Raw genomic sequence first — 15386 nt, 5'->3', positions numbered from 1 at the left:
TGTCCTTTTGGGCCGGTTTGACGTGCCGAATGGCCAGATTTGCCCGGTTGGCAGCCTTTGGCGCAAGTTAGTTACGATATAACATTTCAATCTGCCAAATAGAAGAAGGAGCACTGCCATGAAGACCCGTGCAGCCATTGCCTGGGAACCCAACCGGCCCTTGGAGATTGAGGAAATCGATCTGGAAGGCCCCAAGGAAGGCGAAGTCCTGGTTCGCATCGTGACCACCAGCCTGTGCCACACCGACATGTTCACCTTGTCGGGCCGCGATCCCGAGGGGCTGTTTCCCGCGGTTCTGGGCCATGAAGGCGTCGGCATCGTCGAGGAGGTCGGCCGCGGCGTGACCTCTGTGATGCCCGGCGACCACGTGATTCCGCTCTACACACCCGAGGACCCCGACTGCCCCTTCATCAAGTCCGGCAAGACCAACCTCTGCCAGACGATCCGCAAGACCCAGGGCCAGGGGCTGATGCCCGACGGAACCTCGCGGTTCTCCTACAAGGGCAAAATGATCCATCACTACATGGGCACCTCGACTTTCAGCGAATACACCGTCCTGCCGGAGATCGCGGTTGCCAAGATCTCGAAGGACGCGCCGCTGGCCAAAGCAAGCGTCATGGGCTGTGCCGTCCCCACCGGCATCGGCGCCGTGCGCAATACGGCAAAGGTTGAGCCGGGTTCGACCGTGGCGATCTTTGGCCTTGGCGCGGTTGGCATGGCCGCAATCCAGGGCGCGAAAATGGTCGGCGCGGGCCGTATCATCGGCATTGACACCAACCCCAACAAGTTCCCGCTGGCCCAGAACCTTGGCGCCACCGAGTGCATCAACCCGTCTGATTTCCCGCAGCCGATTCAGGATGTCATCATCGAGATGACCAACGGCGGTGTCGACTACTCTTTTGAGTGCATCGGCAACGTTGATGTGATACGCGCGGCACTGGAGTGCTGCCACAAGGGCTGGGGTGAATGCACCGTGATCGGCGTGGCGGGCGCAGGTGAGGAAATTGCCACACGCCCCTTCCAGCTGGTCACCGGCCGGGTGTGGCGCGGCTCCGCCTTTGGCGGCGTGCTGGGGCGCAGCGAACTGCCGGGCATGGTGGATGAATGGCTGCGCGGCGACTTCGACGTCGATCCCTATATCACCCATAATATGACACACGACCAGATCAACACTGCCTTTGACCTGCTGCACGCGGGCAAGTCGATCCGGTCTGTCATCCATTTTCAGCCGAATGACACGATGCTTGTGAACGATCTTCCCGGCGTCATCGTTCCGGCCTGACCAACGAGGCTCCGCAGCCTCGCGGCTGCGGACTGCTGCTTGGTGGACGCCTTGCTTGACGAGCCCTCTTTCAGTTTGGCACCCGTTTCTAAGTGTTTTTGATTTTGGCGCTAGTTTTCCTATTTGCGGTTTGAATGTGCCTGCTTTGGGCGGCGAGCGGCCATTACGTTTGCAGCATCCAAGGCTGGCAGGTGACGGCAACTAATGGGATGTACCGGCTGCTTCACCCAGCAGGTTAGGCTTTGCCTATTTCTGCAAACTGGTGAAGCAGCATGGCGAAAAAGGGCTTTGATGAGCTGCAGCCGATTGGCATCGGTATTGGCAAAGACGTCTTTCACTTGGTCAGCTTTGATTGTGAAGGCCGGCTTGTGTTGCGCAAGAAAATCAAACGGATGGCATTGATGCCGGCGTTTGAAAAGCTGCCACGCTGTATTGCCGGGATGGAGGCCTGCCTGAGTGCGCACATTGCCGGCCGCAGCCTGCGCGGCCTGGGGTTTGAGCCCGGATCATTCCGGCAATTTATGTGAAGCCCTTCAACAAGAAGCAAAAGAACGGCTACAACGACGCAGAAGCGAGTGCAGAAGCCTCTCGGCAAGCTGATTAGAAAAACCGGCATTCGTGCAAAGTGCAGCATTCCGCACTTTGGGCTCGTTCGTTGAATCCACCGCGCTAAGAATGAACGGCAGCACTGCTGAAATCGCCTGGGCAAAAGCGCGCAGACCTCATCCATCGGAGCGCTTTTTGCCCAGGCTTGCGTGGTTTGATGTGTTGACTGAAACAACACGGTAGATATTTGGGGCCAGAGGAAGAGGCCGGCTTTTCCTCTGGCCCTAAGTATCCTGGGGGTGTGCGCCCAAGGCGCGAGGGGGCAATACCTCCTGCCGGCGCTAGATTTGCCCCGACCACCTGAGCCAGCTGTCCGGGCTGCCGCGGAAGGTATTGAGGTCCACATCCCCCTCCACCCCCGGAACCTGGCCGGTGCCGGAATACTGCCAGAAGCTCCAAGCCTCGCCCGGGTAGACTTCGCGCGGGTGGCCCGCCACGGAGCGCAGCCAGAACTCGGTGCCGCTCAGCCGCCCGATACCGGTGTCGCGGTAGAAATCCACTGTCGTATAGACCACCGGGCGCTTGCCGTAGTGGCGCTCCAGGATGTTCAGGAACTTGCGTGCTTCGGCCCTGACAGTGGCACCGTCGGGGCGCAGCTTGCAGGTGCGGGAGCGGTGGTTCCATTCCATGTCCAAGACCGGCGGCAGCGCGTTGGCGTCGCTCGGCACGTGCTTGATGAACCAGCGCGCCTGCTCGGCCGCCGGGCGGCAGAAATAGTAATAATGATAGGCGCCGCGCGGCAGGCCTGCATTGCGGGCGCCCTGCCAGTTCTCGCGGAAGCGCGGGTCGGCGTGGTCGCCGCCCTCGGTTGCCTTGATATAGGCAAACCCCACGCCCGCGCGGCGCACCTGGCGCCAGTCCACCTCGCCCTGGTAGCGAGAGACGTCAATGCCGTGCACCGGGTAAGACCAGGGCTTGCGGCCCTGCCAGTCAAACGGGTCGCTGTCGCCGAACCGGGGATAGGTCCGCAAGGACGCGGTTCGCGCATTGGCAGGCTCCAGCCGGGTGACCTCCGGGGCGCTTGCGCTCCTCTCCGGCGGGCGGCCGCATCCCGCTGCCAGTGCCAAAGCCAATACCCCCAGAACCAGCCCGCGCATGTGAAATGCCCCCTGCCTTGCCTTGTGTGATTGCTGCTCTTTTCTTGCCTGTTCCCTTTCACTTTAGCGCAGCCGGGCGCGATGTCGCGGGCCGCGGCGGCAAATCAGCATAAATCCGCCGCAAGACAAAAACGCGCCGCTTGGGGGCGGCGCGCTTGCAGAGGTTCAATGGCGGAGCCAGTTCAGACCCATTTGGCCAGAGGCGGCAGGCTCATCAGCACCGCGTTGGCGTCATGGCCGGTCTCCAGCCCGAACTTGGTGCCGCGGTCATAGACCAGATTGTATTCCGCGTAGAGGCCGCGGTGAATGAGCTGTGCGTCCTTGTCCGCGTCATCAAACGCCTGCACCCGGCGTTTTTCGACCAGCGGCACAAAGGCCGGCAGGAAGGCGCGGCCGATGTCCCGGGTCAGGGCAAAATCCGCCGCCCAGTCGCCGGAGTTCTGGTCATCCATAAAGATGCCGCCGACGCCGCGGGCGCGCGCCCGGTGGGGAATGTAGAAATACTCATCCGCCCATGCCTTGAGCCGCGGATACTGATCCTCCCCATGCGGGTCCAGATACTGCTTCTGGACGCCGTGGAAATGCGCGGTGTCCTCATCGTATTCGATGCACGGGTTCAGGTCCGAGCCGCCGCCGAACCACCAGGCGTGCGGGGTCCAGAACATGCGGGTGTTCATGTGGACAGCGGGCACATGCGGATTGCGCATATGGGCGACCAGCGAAATGCCCGAGGCCCAGAACCGCGGATCGTCCTTCATGCCCGGAATGCCCTTGCGCGCGGCCATGGCGTTCTGGGCGCGCGCGCCCAGGGTGCCGTAGACTTCGGAGATATTGACGCCGACCTTCTCGAACACCCGGCCGCCGCGCATCACGCTCATCAGCCCGCCGCCGGCATCCGAACCATCGTCAGACGTGCGCTTGGTCTCCGTCACCTCGAACCGGCCCGGCGCCATATCCGAGAAAGGACCTTCGCTGTGGCTCACCTCCAGCCCTTCAAAGGCCGCAACGATCTGGTCGCGCAAATCCCGGAACCAGGCGGCCGCCCGGGCCTTTTCTTCTGTCATCTCAGCGGTCATAGGGGGTCTTTCTTGTTATCTGCCGGCCCGTCAGTGGACCGGTGCGGCCACCGGATCCAGCAGCGTGCGGCCGCCGTCCAGCGTCAGCACCTGGCCGGTCATGAAGCCGGAGGCGTCGGAGGCCAGATACTGCGCGGTTTCGGTCAATTCGGTGGGCGAGGCAATGCGGCTCAGCGGCGTATGCGCCTCGATATCCTGGCGGTAGCTGCGGTTGTCCTTGAGGGTGGTCCGCATCGACGCGCTCATCACCGAGCCAAAGGCAATCGAGTTCACCCGGATCCGGTGCGGCGCCAGCGCCACCGACAACGACCGGGTGGCCTGATCCAGCGCTGCCGAGGCAACCGAATAGGCCATCAGCTCCGGGTGGGTGCGGCGGGCGGCAATCGAGGAGAGGTTGATGATGCTGCCCAGCGCCCGCTCTGCGTCCTCCTCCTCCTCGCCCTGTTTGATCATCCGCTTGGCCACCTGCTGCGACAGGCGCACGGTGGGCAGCAGGCTTTGGGTCAGGAGCTGGTCCAGCGTGTCATCGCTTGGGTCCAGCGGATCGGTGGCCACCATCTGGCGGGCGCCATTGACCAGGATGTCGACACCGTCAAAGGCGTCGATGGTGGCGGACAGCAGGTTGGCGATGGTCAGCCGCTCGCGCAGGTCGCCGGCGAAATAGCGGATATTGCTTTCCTCGGCCTGCTCGCCCAGCTCGGCCACCAGCTGCGCCTCGCTGGCATCCGCAAACATCACATTGGCGCCAGCATCGGCAAACTGCTTGCCGATGGCCAGGCCGATGCCGCTGGCGGAGCCGGTCACAATGGCAGTCTTGCCGGAGATGGAAAAGGACATGTGCAGACACTCCCTGGGGGCGTTTTCCTGGCACGTTAGACCGCGCCTGCCGGTTTGAAAACCGGCATTCCACGGTATGCGCCGTTACTTGCGCGCGCGTTTTGGCCTGCTGGCGTGCAGGATCTTGAAGCGGTTGTCGCCGCCCTCCTCGCGCACCTGGGCAAAGCGTTCACCCAGCGCGGTTTCATAGGGCAGATGCCGGTTGGCCACCAGCCACAGGCTGCCGTTGGGTGCCAGCATTGCTGCTGCGGCGCCGATGAAGGCCTGGCCCAGCGCCGGTTCAGCGGCGCGGCCAGAGTGGAAGGGCGGGTTCATCACCACCGTGTTCACCGGGCCCGGCGCTTTCCAGCTGCGGGCATCGGCCCAGTGAAACTGCGCCCGGGCATCTGCAACGTTTTGCCGCGCGCAGGCCAGCGCGTGGTAGTCGGCTTCGGCCAGGTGCAGTTCCTCGACGCCCTCGCGCTGCAGCACCTGGGCAGACAGGTAGCCCCAGCCCGCCCCCAGATCGGCAACGCAGCGGCCCAGTTTCGCAGGCAGCATCTCTGCCAGCATTCTGGAGGCCGGATCGATTCCATCCGCCGAGAACACACCCGGCGCGGTTACAAAGCCCTCAACCGGCTGGTTTTCTCCCGGCAGCCAGTCCGCCAGATCCGTGCCGCCGTCGATCCAGAACACCTTGCCGTGCGCCTTGGAGACCGGCGCCGAAGGCTCGGTCCGCTGGCGCAGCGCCTTCAGGAGCGAATCAACCCCCTCGGTCTTGGCGCCGTCGATCAGCACCTGGCCTTGCGTCGCAGCCGCGGCCTGCGCCACCAGCATCCGCGCCAGCGCCTTGGCCCGCGGCAGGAACACCACGGCAGCGGCAAATTCCCCGCCCGCCTCCAGCGCCGGTGCGCAGGCATAACCCTGGCCCGTGAAATGATCGTGATCGGGGCGGAACGGCTGAATGACCAGACCCTGATCCTTGGGCAGCGCCGACAGGTCATGTTCGCTGCGCGGGTGGAAGACAGCAATACGGCCCTCAGCCGGAACGGCAAAGCCGCCCGATTGGGCGGCCAGTGACAAGCGGACAGACATCTAAGAGCCTCTTTATTCTTCTTTTTCCATGGTGCACTGCAGCGGGTGCTGATGGCGGCGGGCAAAATCCATCACCTGGCCGACCTTGGTTTCGGCGATCTCATGGCTGAACACACCGACCACGGCAACGCCTTTTTTGTGCACCGTCAGCATGATCTCGAACGCCTGCGCATGGGTCATGCCAAAGAACCGCTCCAGCACCATGACGACAAACTCCATCGGCGTGTAGTCGTCGTTCAGCAGCAGCACCTTGTAGCGCGGCGGGCGCTTGGTCTTCGGCTTTGTCTTGGTCAGGACGCCAGTATCGGTATCGTCGTCGGAATGATCCGTCATCATTACGGGCTGCAGCAGCATGGGCGGTTTGATCCAAAGATACGTGGAATTAACTGTGACGCTTATATAGCCTCTATAGTGTTTAGGAAAAGAGACTGAGACACGCAGATTGACAGGAAATTTGACAACAATCGGCTTTGATGCCGACGACACCCTATGGCACAACGAGCGTTTCTTCCGCGTCACGCAGGAAAAATTCGCCGAATTGCTGATGGATCACACGCCCGCGGACATCGGCCCCGAGCAGCTGGAACGCCTGCTGCTGGACGCCGAAAAGCGCAACCTCGGCCGCTATGGCTACGGGGTGAAGGGCTTTACCCTTTCGATGATCGAAACCGCGATCGAGGTGACCGGCGAACGGGTGCCGGCGTCGGTGGTGAAGGAACTGATCACCGCGGGCCAGATGATGCTCTCTTACCCGATCGAGCTGTTGCCCCACGCCCGCGAAGCGGTGGAGGCGGTGGCCGGGCGCTATACCGTGGTGCTGATCACCAAGGGCGATCTGCTGGACCAGGAGCGCAAGCTGGCGCAATCGGGCCTGGGCGATCTCTTTGACGGGGTCGAGGTGGTCTCGGAGAAAACGCCGGACGTTTATGTCGAGATCTTCAACCGCCACGGCGACGGCCCGGAGACGGCGATGATGGTGGGCAATTCCATGCGTTCCGACGTGGTGCCGGTGATCAAGGCCGGCGGCTGGGGCACCTATGTGCCGCATGGGCTGGTCTGGGAGGTGGAGCACGCCGAAGCGCCGGAGCACAGCCCGCGCTATACAGAAATCGCCGACCTGAGCGGCCTGGCCGAACTGGTGGAGAGCCTGGGCTGACTTTATCCCGCGCCCGGACCGCCCGCTCCGCCCCAATGTGATGGCCATCGCCAATGCGGGACAGGTCGAATTCCTGCGAGGAATTCGGCCCGGTTTCCGGCGCGGAAACCGGATACCGCGGGGGGAACCGAAGGCTTCTACCCGAAACGGGCCTGAAATCCTCGCAGGATTTCAAGACGGAATTCGCGCCCGAATTCCGTATCCCCCGGATGCGGCAGCCTTGCCCCAAAGGCGGGTGCTGCCCTCATTGCGGGTCTTCATACGCTTTTCATTCGTCCCTTGATGGCCTAACTCCATCCCAACAGCCAAGGGAGCCCCGGGACATGCCGCACGCCGAACTGAAATACTCCAGCGACCTGGACATTGATGCGGGGGCGATCCTCGCCGGGATCGAAGCCATCATCCTGGAGCATGACAGCGGTGCCGGCGCCTGCAAGGGGCGGGCCTATCCCACCAGCCAGTTCCACCACAGCCATATCGCCATCAACGTGGCGCTGCTGACCAAGCCGCACCGGGACGCGGCCTTCTCGCAGGCGCTGCTGAACGACTTGGAGACCCGCATCAAGGCGCAGCTGAAACAGCCTTGCGAATTCTCTCTCGGCCTCAGCTACTCAACGCCGCATTATGTGACCAATTCCCACCGCCCCTGACCCTCATGGGCTGCTAGACAGCCCGTTCCGCCCCGTTAAAGGCAGGCTCCGCAGGGCTGGTTTGCAACTTTTTTTGATAACCATTTGTTAGGACTTGCCGCATCTAGCGGCCGGGCTAGGTCTACCTACAAGATGCCGGCCTAACGGTGGCAGCGGGCCAGACAGGCTGTTTTCACCGCTGTTTATTCCGCGCAAACCCTGTGTTAGGCTTTCGTCAACAGGCAAAAAGGCCAGCCGGAAAACCGGCGGCACGAGGCAAACATGGCAGTGATCACGCAGGTCAAACCGGCGTCAGGCCGGGATTCCCGACTCCGTTCCCTATGGACAGCACGCGCATGGGCCGCGGCAGGGGTTTTCCTTGCAATTCTGATACTGGGGCTGGCGCCGCAGCGGGCGGCGGCAGCGCCTTATGCGGCGATGGTGATCGATTCCCGCACCGGCGAGGTGCTGCATTCGCGCAATGCCGACACCCGGCTGCACCCGGCCTCGCTGACCAAGATGATGACGCTCTACATCGCGTTTGAGGCGGTCAGGAACGGCGAGATCACCCTCGACACCAAGGTGAAGATCTCCCGCAATGCCGCGGCTGAGCCGCCCTCGAAACTGGGGCTGAAATCCGGCCAGCGGATTGCCTTCCGCTACCTGATCCGTGCCGCAGCCGTAAAGTCCGCCAATGACGCCGCCACCGCCATCGGCGAGACGCTGTCCGGCTCCGAGGCGGCCTTTGCCCGCCGCATGAACCGCACCGCCAAGGCGCTGGGGATGAGCCGCACCACCTTCAAGAACGCCCATGGCCTGACCGCCAGCGGGCATCTGTCGACCGCGCGCGACATGACCACGCTGGGGCGGCATCTGCTCTATGATTACCCCGAGTACTACAATCTGTTCTCGCGCCGCTCGACCCATGCGGGCATCCGCGAAGTGCCCAATACCAACCGCCGCCTGCTGGCCAATTACCGCGGCGCCGACGGCATCAAGACCGGCTATACCCGTGCGGCGGGCTTCAACCTGGTGGCTTCGGCCAAACGCGGCAACGAACGCATCATCGCCACGGTGTTCGGCGGCAAGTCGACCACGTCGCGCAACGCCAAGGTGGCGGAACTGCTGGACCTCGGCTTCCGCCGTGCGCCCTCGCGCGCCAAGCTGCGCCGCCCGGCACGGCCCGCCTACCAGGGGGCCGGCGTGATTGTGGCCGATGCCGGCAGCGGCAGTTCCGAAGAAGCGGCCGGCAAGACCATCCGTGTAAGCGGCCAGGTCAACACCAGCCTGCGCCCCAAGACGCGCCCGGGCAGCAGCGAATCGCCGGTTCTGACCGCCGCGCTGGAGGAAGCCTTGCAGACCCCGCCGGCAGAGCCTGGTGAAGCGGCCTCTGTCCCTGAGCCGCAGGCAGAGAAGATCGAAAACGTCCAGCCCGTCAGCGCCGAAGGCGCGGTGCAGGGCGACGCGCTGCGCAACAGCATTGCGGTTGCCCTGGCAGAAGCCGAGGCGGAGCCGGAGCCTGCCCCGGCAGCGGTTCAGGCCGCCATTCTGCCCGCGGTTCAAAAGGCCTCCGCCAGTACCCTGCGCCCGGTTGCGCGCCCCGCCAGCCTGGCGCTGGCAGAGGCCTCTGTGGAGCCGGAGCCGGTGGTGGTCACCCGCCTTTCCACCTCGGGCGGGCGCTATTGGGGGGTCAACGTCGGCCTCTACACCAGCCGCTACCAGGCCGAGAAGGTGCTGCTGCGCACCGCATTGTCGGAACTGGAGACGCTGGACGGCAGCTTGCGCAAGGTGGCCAAGACCCGGCGCGGGTTCGAGGCGAATTTCCTCGGCATGACGCAGGAGCGTGCCGAACGCGCCTGCCGCCGCCTGAATGCCCGCAACGTCGCCTGCAAGCCGATCGGCCCGTCCTGAGCAATGCCCGCAGCACGCATCCGGAAAGGCGCCTTATCAGGCGCCTTTTTTTCGTGCCGGAAACCCAGGATCAGGCAGGTTCTCCCGCCCGCCGCCAGCCTTTTCTGCGAAAAGACCGGCGCCCGTTGGGCGTGGCACCGCGCAGGGCGCGGTGCCACGCCCAACCCCGCCAAGGGCTCTGGCGCCAGCCGGGGCAACTGCGGGGGCGGGAGGGCTTGTTTGCTGTGCAGCGGCCGGACGGATCAGGGCTTGGGCCGGATCAGGGCTTGGGCTTGTCGTCCCAGTCATCGCTGAGGATCCGGCGGGCGTCGCCTTCGGGATCGTCATACTGGTTGCTGCGCACCGTGTAGACAAAGGCCGCCAGCCCCACCGAGCCGAGGATCAGCGAAATCGGGATCAGATAGGCGAGAACACTCATGGGCGGTTCCTTGGCGGGCGGGTCCGGCAGGGCAGGCTCAGCGCAGCCGCAGCGCGTTGAGAGAGACGGTTATGGAAGAGGTAGACATCGCCAGCGCCGCAATCAAGGGCGTCGCCAGCCCGGCAATCGCCAGCGGCACCGCAATCACGTTATACAGCGTGGCAATACGGAAGTTCTCGCGGATGCGGCGGGTGGCCTTCTGCGCCACACCGCAGGCCTCGGCAATGGGCTCAAGGTCCTGGCCCAGGAGCACGATGTCCGAGGCTACCCGCGCCGCATCCAGCGCCGAGGCCGGCGAGACCGAGACATGCGCCGCCGCCAGCGCCGCAGTGTCGTTGAGGCCGTCGCCCACCATCAGCACTTTCCTGCCCTGATCTGCCAGCTGCTGCACCCGGGCGGATTTGTCGGCGGGCAGCGCTTCGGCCACCCACTTGGCGATGCCCAGCCGCCCGGCCAGATCCTCCACCGCGCCGGTGGTGTCGCCGGAGATCAGCAGCACGTCCTTGCCGGCCGCCTTTAGCGCTTTCACCGCTTCTGCCGCCCCGGGGCGCAGCGCATCGGTGAACAGGAACGCTTTCGCCGCCCCTGCCCCGCTGTCCAGCCAGGCTGCCGTCTGGCTGCCTTGCTTGGCACCGGTCCAAGCGGCACGGCCCAGGCGGACACGGTGGCCATGGAACATCCCTTCAGCGCCGTAACCCGGAACTTCGGTGATGTCCTGAACGCTGGCAGGCTTGATCCCGGCCTCCCGCGCCGCGCGGGTCAGCGCCATGGACAGAGGATGCGCGGAGCCTTCGGCCAGGGCCAGGGCAATCTCCAGATCGCGGCGGCCATGATCGCCGAGATTGGTGACCTCCGGCGTGCCCGCGGTCAGCGTGCCGGTCTTGTCGAAGACCACGGTGTCCACTTCTGCCAGCCGTTCCAGCGCGGTGGCGTGTTTGATCAGCATGCCCTTCTTGAACAGCCGGCCCGAGGCGGCGGTCGTCACCGCGGGCACTGCAAGGCCCAAGGCGCAGGGGCAGGTGATGATCAGCACCGCAGCCGCGATGTTCAGCGCCATGCGGATGTCGAATGTCCACAGGTACCAGCCAGCAAAGGCCAAGGCCGACAGGATATGCACGCCGGGCGCATAAAGCTTGGCGGCACTGTCCGCCAGCGACGTGTAGCGGGAGCGGCCCGATTCCGCGATGGCGACCAGATCGGCCATCCGGTGCAGCGAAGTGTCCTCGCCCACCGCCGTGGCGCGGACGGTCAGCGGGCCTGTGAGGTTCACTTCACCGGCGGAAACCGCAAGGCCCGGCTCTGCAAACACCGGCAGCGTCTCCCCGGTCAGCAGGGAGCGGTCCAGTTCCGACTGGCCCTCGACGATCTCGCCATCCACCGGCATCCGCCCGCCGGGGCGCACCAGGATCAGATCGCCGATGGCCAGATCTGCCACCGGCACCTCGTATTCATCACCATCCAGCAGCCGGATCGCACGGGGCACCTCCAGCGCCGCCAGTTCCTCAGCCGCGGAGCGCGCCACCGCCCGGGTGCGGTAGTCCAGGTAGCGGCCCGCCAGCAGGAAGAAGGTGAGCGTCAGCGCCGCATCGAAATAGGCGTGCTCGCCGGACAGCGAGGTTTCCCACAGCGAGGTCACCAGCGCCAGCACCAGGGCCAGCACAATCGGCACATCCATGTTGAGGCGGCCAACCCGCAATGCGGTCCAGGCATTGGCAAAGAACGGCTGCGCCGAGAAAATGATCGCCGGGAAGGTGATCGCGGCAGAGATCCAGTGGAACATATCCCGGGTTGCGTCAGACGCACCGGACCAGACCGACACCGACAGCAGCATCACGTTCATCGAGGCAAAGCCGGCCACCGCCAGCCGCATCAAGAGGTCGCGGCCCGCCTTGTCGTTCTGAGTGGCGGCCAGCGCTGCCAGATCCAGCTCATGCGCCTCATAGCCTGCCTTCTCCAGAACCGGGATCAGATCAGCGGCGCGCACGTCCGGCTCTGCCTCGATCAGCGCCCGCTTCAGCGTCAGGTTCACCCGCGCCGAATGGATGCCGGGATGCGCATTCAACTCCCGCTCCACCGCCGAGATGCAGGCCTGGCAATGGATGCCCGGCAGCGACAGCGCCAGCCGGGCCTCGGTGGGGGCCTGCTCAACGCCGCCTTCGGGGGCGGCGACGCAGGCCGGACAGGCGGCCAGGGACGGGCGGAGCTGGGCGGTCATCGAAAAGCCTTTCCAACGAGCAGTTTGAAAGCGTTCCGCCCGGCGGCACGCCGGGCAGCCCCATGCCGGAGGCATGCTTCCAGCATGACCCGCCCCCCCGGGCGGGGGCTATACCCCCACCCGCGGCCGGGGTTGCCCTTAGCGAAATACTCCACCGTCATCCCAAACACTTTTACCCTCTCACATGCAGGATCACGCGCTGGGTGAACTCGGTGCCGTCCTTGGCCCGCGCCACCATGCGGATGTTCCAATTGCCGGGGCCAAGCGCGGCCGGCGCCACATAGGCCTGGCCATCAAAGATGAATTCCGGCTGCTGGTCGTCCTGCACATGGGTGGCCCGGCCCAAAGTCGCGCTCAGCTTGGCGACCTCCACCGGCTGGCCGTCGGCATCGGTGATCTCCAGCTTGACCTGATCGCCTGCCGAGGAGGCATAGACCGACCAGCCCAGCGCCTCCTGCGCGGAACGGCGCACGTCAAACTCCTGGCTGGCGATATAGGAGTTCTTCACCTCCAGCCCCGGAAAGGTCTTCACCGCGTTCACCGCCAGGGCGATGTTCACCCCGATGATGACGGCAAAAGCCCCGCAAAAGACCATCAGCATGTGCTTGCCGGTAAACTCACGTTCGCGCTTGGCCATGGTTCACTTCCCCTTGCCGTTAAAGCTGGTGTCCTTGTAGGCCCGTTCCCCGTTTATCAGATCCTCGACCCAGATGCGAACCGGGGTGGTATCGGTCTGCGACGGTGCCGCGCCCTTGGCGGAGACGATATAGACCCGCTGCAGCAATGCCGTATCGGCGGGCACGTTGACCGAGTGGTAGACGGTGCCTTCCAGCTGCAGCCGCATCGTGGGATCGCCCTTGATCGACAGTTTGAACACCCGGTCCTCGCCATGCTTGTTGCGCAGGCGCACGTCATAGGTGTTGCGGATCGAGCCGTCCGACAGCGTCACATAGGTCGGGTTGCGTTCAGGTGCCACCGTCAGCTCGATGTCGGCGCGGATGAACAGGGCAAACAGCAGCCCCAGGCCGACCAGCGACCACAGGCTGGTGTACATGATGGTGCGCGGCCGGAAGATATGTTTCCAGACGTTCTTGGACGGCTTGCCCTGGCGTTCCGCCGCCTCGTCCGAGGCCGCCATATAGTCGATCAGCCCGCGCGGCTTGCCGATCTTGGCCATCACGTCGTCGCAGGCGTCGATGCACAGGGCGCAGGTGATGCATTCCATCTGCTGGCCGTCGCGGATGTCGATGCCCATCGGGCAGACGTTGACGCAGGCCATGCAGTCGATGCAGTCGCCTTTCGTCTCGCCGGGCGCATCCGTCTTGCGCGGCTTGCCGCGCGGCTCGCCGCGCCACTCGCGGTAGCCGACGGTCAGCGTGTCTTCGTCCATCATCGCCGCCTGAATGCGCGGCCAGGGGCAGGCATAGATACAGATCTGCTCGCGCGCGAAGCCGCCGAACAGGAAGGTCGTCGCGGTCAGCACCAGCATGGTGGAATAGGCAACCGGATGCGCGTTCAGCGTCACCAGGTCATACGCCAGCGTGGGCGCATCGGCGAAATAGAACACCCAGGCGCCGCCGGTCGCGAGGCCAATGAGGAACCAGGCGGTCCATTTGGTCAGGCGCAGCCGCGCCTTGCGGAAATCCATCTTTTTCTGCCGGTGCAGGCGCAGGCGGGCGTTGCGGTCGCCCTCAATCCAGCGTTCCACCAGGATGAAAAGGTCGGTCCAGACCGTCTGCGGGCAGGCATAGCCGCACCAGACCCGGCCCAGCGCCGAGGTGAACAGGAACAGCCCCAGCCCCGCCATGATCAGCAAGCCGGCCACAAAGTAAAACTCATGCGGCCAGATCTCGATCCAGAAGAAATAGAACCGCCGCCCCGCCAGATCCAGCAGCACCGCCTGATCCGGCAGGCTGGGCCCGCGGTCCCAGCGGATCCAGGGGGTCAGATAGTAGATCCCCAGCGTCACTGCCATGATGTACCATTTCAGGTTCCGGAAAGGCCCGGACACGCGCCGCGGGAAGATCGGCTCCCTGGCGGCGTACAGGCTGGGGGCAGGTTCGGAATCGCTCACGGACTCTCTCCGTCTTGTGGCTGTCTTGCGGCCCTTGTCACAGACGCGGCGGCCGGGAACTTTGACGTGGATCAAAAAGCGCATCGCACAATCATGTTTTCCGCCCCGTTTGCGCGTTTGTGACGGCAAAACGCCACCTATGCCCGCCTGCGCCCGCCCGCCAGGGGCAAGTTGCCGCAGCGCAGCGGGTGCACCAGCAAGATCTCCTTGATCCATCCCGGATCCTGCCCAATTTCCGGCCAATTCCCCGCCTATTTCCGCATGGTGATTGATGCATTTCATTTTGGAGATACCCATGAGGGGAGCAATTTCCCTGGCCGCCGGCGTTGCCGTGTTTGCCTATGCGCTGGCCGGCCCTGATTCCTTTTTCGCCAAGCCTTCGCTGCAGGCAAAAGCAGCAGACCCCGCACCGGCGGCAACGGTTGCAGAGGCCGCGGAATATACCCCCCGGACGCCGGGGCACGCCGAGGTGCAGCTGCAATACGTCGTTCATGCCGCTGAGCTGTTCACGGTGCAGGACCTGGCAGAGGGGCCGCCCGATATGCCGGTGGAGCAATATGCAGAGCTTCACATGGGCGCGCATGTGGAGAAAACCGAATGCGCGGTGATGAAGGAAACGCTGGCGGCAACCTGCGTTCTTGACGATCTGTCGATGACGCCCTTGGGCAAGGGCCGGTTTCTGGTCAAGGCCCGGTTCAAGTTCGATCCGAAGATAGACCCCGGACTTAGCCGTTACCGCAGCGCGCCGCATCACGGCAGCAAGACCTACAAGACCTATGATCCGCTTTACATCCGCGGCACCAAAGAGGAGCTGCTGCGGATGAAACGGCACACCTACGCCTATGGGCCCAAGCAATGCGATCTGGTCGAGGACCTGGAGACAATCTGCCACGTCAGCGATGTCGTGATGCATTTCCTGCCGGACGAAAACGGCGGCGCCGGCATTCATACCAGCACCCGGGTCGGGCTGCGCTGGGGGTATGACTCCGGAACAGACGGTTAGGCCGCTGC

At 64.3% G+C, this 15386-nt stretch carries 14 protein-coding genes and 1 pseudogene; 6 read left to right on the top strand and 9 right to left on the bottom strand.

The genetic code is table 11. From position 1 onward, the window contains the following. Positions 1–118 precede the first annotated feature (118 nt). The gene (locus ACXAEH_RS19460) at positions 119–1282 is read left to right on the top strand and encodes an S-(hydroxymethyl)glutathione dehydrogenase/class III alcohol dehydrogenase (protein WP_475035143.1); all 1164 of its coding nucleotides are present in this window, start codon (positions 119–121) and stop codon (positions 1280–1282) included. A 272-nt stretch (positions 1283–1554) separates the two neighbouring features. Further along, positions 1555–1871 (top strand): annotated as a pseudogene (locus ACXAEH_RS19455) (IS110 family transposase); the annotation flags it as partial. 298 nt (positions 1872–2169) lie between these two features. On the opposite strand, the gene ACXAEH_RS19450 reads toward ACXAEH_RS19455, so the two are convergent. The 5 genes from ACXAEH_RS19450 to clpS form a co-directional block, all read right to left on the bottom strand. After that, the gene (locus tag ACXAEH_RS19450) at positions 2170–2985 is read right to left on the bottom strand and encodes a glycoside hydrolase family 25 protein (RefSeq protein WP_475035141.1); all 816 of its coding nucleotides are present in this window, start codon (positions 2983–2985) and stop codon (positions 2170–2172) included. A gap of 182 nt (positions 2986–3167) precedes the next feature. After that, positions 3168–4061 carry an oxygen-dependent coproporphyrinogen oxidase gene (gene hemF, locus ACXAEH_RS19445; protein WP_475035139.1) on the bottom strand — a complete coding sequence of 298 codons (894 nt, stop codon included), beginning with the start codon at positions 4059–4061 and terminating at the stop codon, positions 3168–3170. Positions 4062–4091: 30 nt separating this feature from the next. Then, a complete protein-coding gene (locus ACXAEH_RS19440) occupies positions 4092–4898 on the bottom strand; it encodes an SDR family NAD(P)-dependent oxidoreductase (protein WP_475035137.1) in 807 nt (268 codons plus the stop codon). Positions 4899–4982: 84 nt separating this feature from the next. Then, positions 4983–5972, bottom strand: coding sequence for a class I SAM-dependent methyltransferase (locus ACXAEH_RS19435; RefSeq protein ID WP_475035135.1), 990 nt, complete (start codon positions 5970–5972; stop codon positions 4983–4985). 12 nt (positions 5973–5984) lie between these two features. Next, positions 5985–6326, bottom strand: a complete 342-nt coding sequence (clpS, locus tag ACXAEH_RS19430) for an ATP-dependent Clp protease adapter ClpS (RefSeq protein ID WP_475035133.1) — start codon at positions 6324–6326, stop codon at positions 5985–5987. Between the two features lie 88 nt (positions 6327–6414). Between clpS and ACXAEH_RS19425 the strand changes: the two genes are divergently transcribed. The 3 genes from ACXAEH_RS19425 (at position 6415) to ACXAEH_RS19415 (ending at position 9668) form a co-directional block, all read left to right on the top strand. Continuing rightward, positions 6415–7128, top strand: a complete 714-nt coding sequence (locus ACXAEH_RS19425) for an HAD family hydrolase (protein ID WP_475035132.1) — start codon at positions 6415–6417, stop codon at positions 7126–7128. 323 nt (positions 7129–7451) lie between these two features. Then, positions 7452–7778, top strand: coding sequence for a hypothetical protein (locus tag ACXAEH_RS19420; protein ID WP_475035130.1), 327 nt, complete (start codon positions 7452–7454; stop codon positions 7776–7778). Positions 7779–8039: 261 nt separating this feature from the next. Further along, the gene (locus ACXAEH_RS19415; protein WP_475035129.1) at positions 8040–9668 is read left to right on the top strand and encodes a D-alanyl-D-alanine carboxypeptidase family protein; all 1629 of its coding nucleotides are present in this window, start codon (positions 8040–8042) and stop codon (positions 9666–9668) included. A gap of 259 nt (positions 9669–9927) precedes the next feature. Here the strand turns inward: ACXAEH_RS19415 and ccoS are convergent, their stop codons facing one another. From ccoS to ccoG, 4 genes are all read right to left on the bottom strand, one after another. Beyond that, on the bottom strand, positions 9928–10086 hold the full coding sequence (ccoS, locus tag ACXAEH_RS19410) for a cbb3-type cytochrome oxidase assembly protein CcoS (RefSeq protein WP_475035127.1): 159 nt from the start codon (positions 10084–10086) through the stop codon (positions 9928–9930). Between the two features lie 37 nt (positions 10087–10123). Beyond that, a complete protein-coding gene (locus ACXAEH_RS19405) occupies positions 10124–12301 on the bottom strand; it encodes a heavy metal translocating P-type ATPase (protein ID WP_475035125.1) in 2178 nt (725 codons plus the stop codon). A gap of 172 nt (positions 12302–12473) precedes the next feature. Then, the gene (locus ACXAEH_RS19400) at positions 12474–12938 is read right to left on the bottom strand and encodes a FixH family protein (RefSeq protein WP_475035124.1); all 465 of its coding nucleotides are present in this window, start codon (positions 12936–12938) and stop codon (positions 12474–12476) included. 3 nt (positions 12939–12941) lie between these two features. Continuing rightward, on the bottom strand, positions 12942–14375 hold the full coding sequence (ccoG, locus tag ACXAEH_RS19395; protein ID WP_475035122.1) for a cytochrome c oxidase accessory protein CcoG: 1434 nt from the start codon (positions 14373–14375) through the stop codon (positions 12942–12944). 295 nt (positions 14376–14670) lie between these two features. Here ccoG and ACXAEH_RS19390 point away from each other — a divergent pair, with 295 nt between their 5' ends. Continuing rightward, entirely contained in the window at positions 14671–15378 is a 708-nt protein-coding gene (locus tag ACXAEH_RS19390) for a hypothetical protein (RefSeq protein WP_475035120.1), read from the top strand. The last annotated feature ends 8 nt before the right edge of the window (positions 15379–15386 follow it).

This window comes from Leisingera sp. ABM4_060 (genome assembly GCF_056158765.1).
This window is presented reverse-complemented; position numbering and strand designations above follow the sequence as displayed.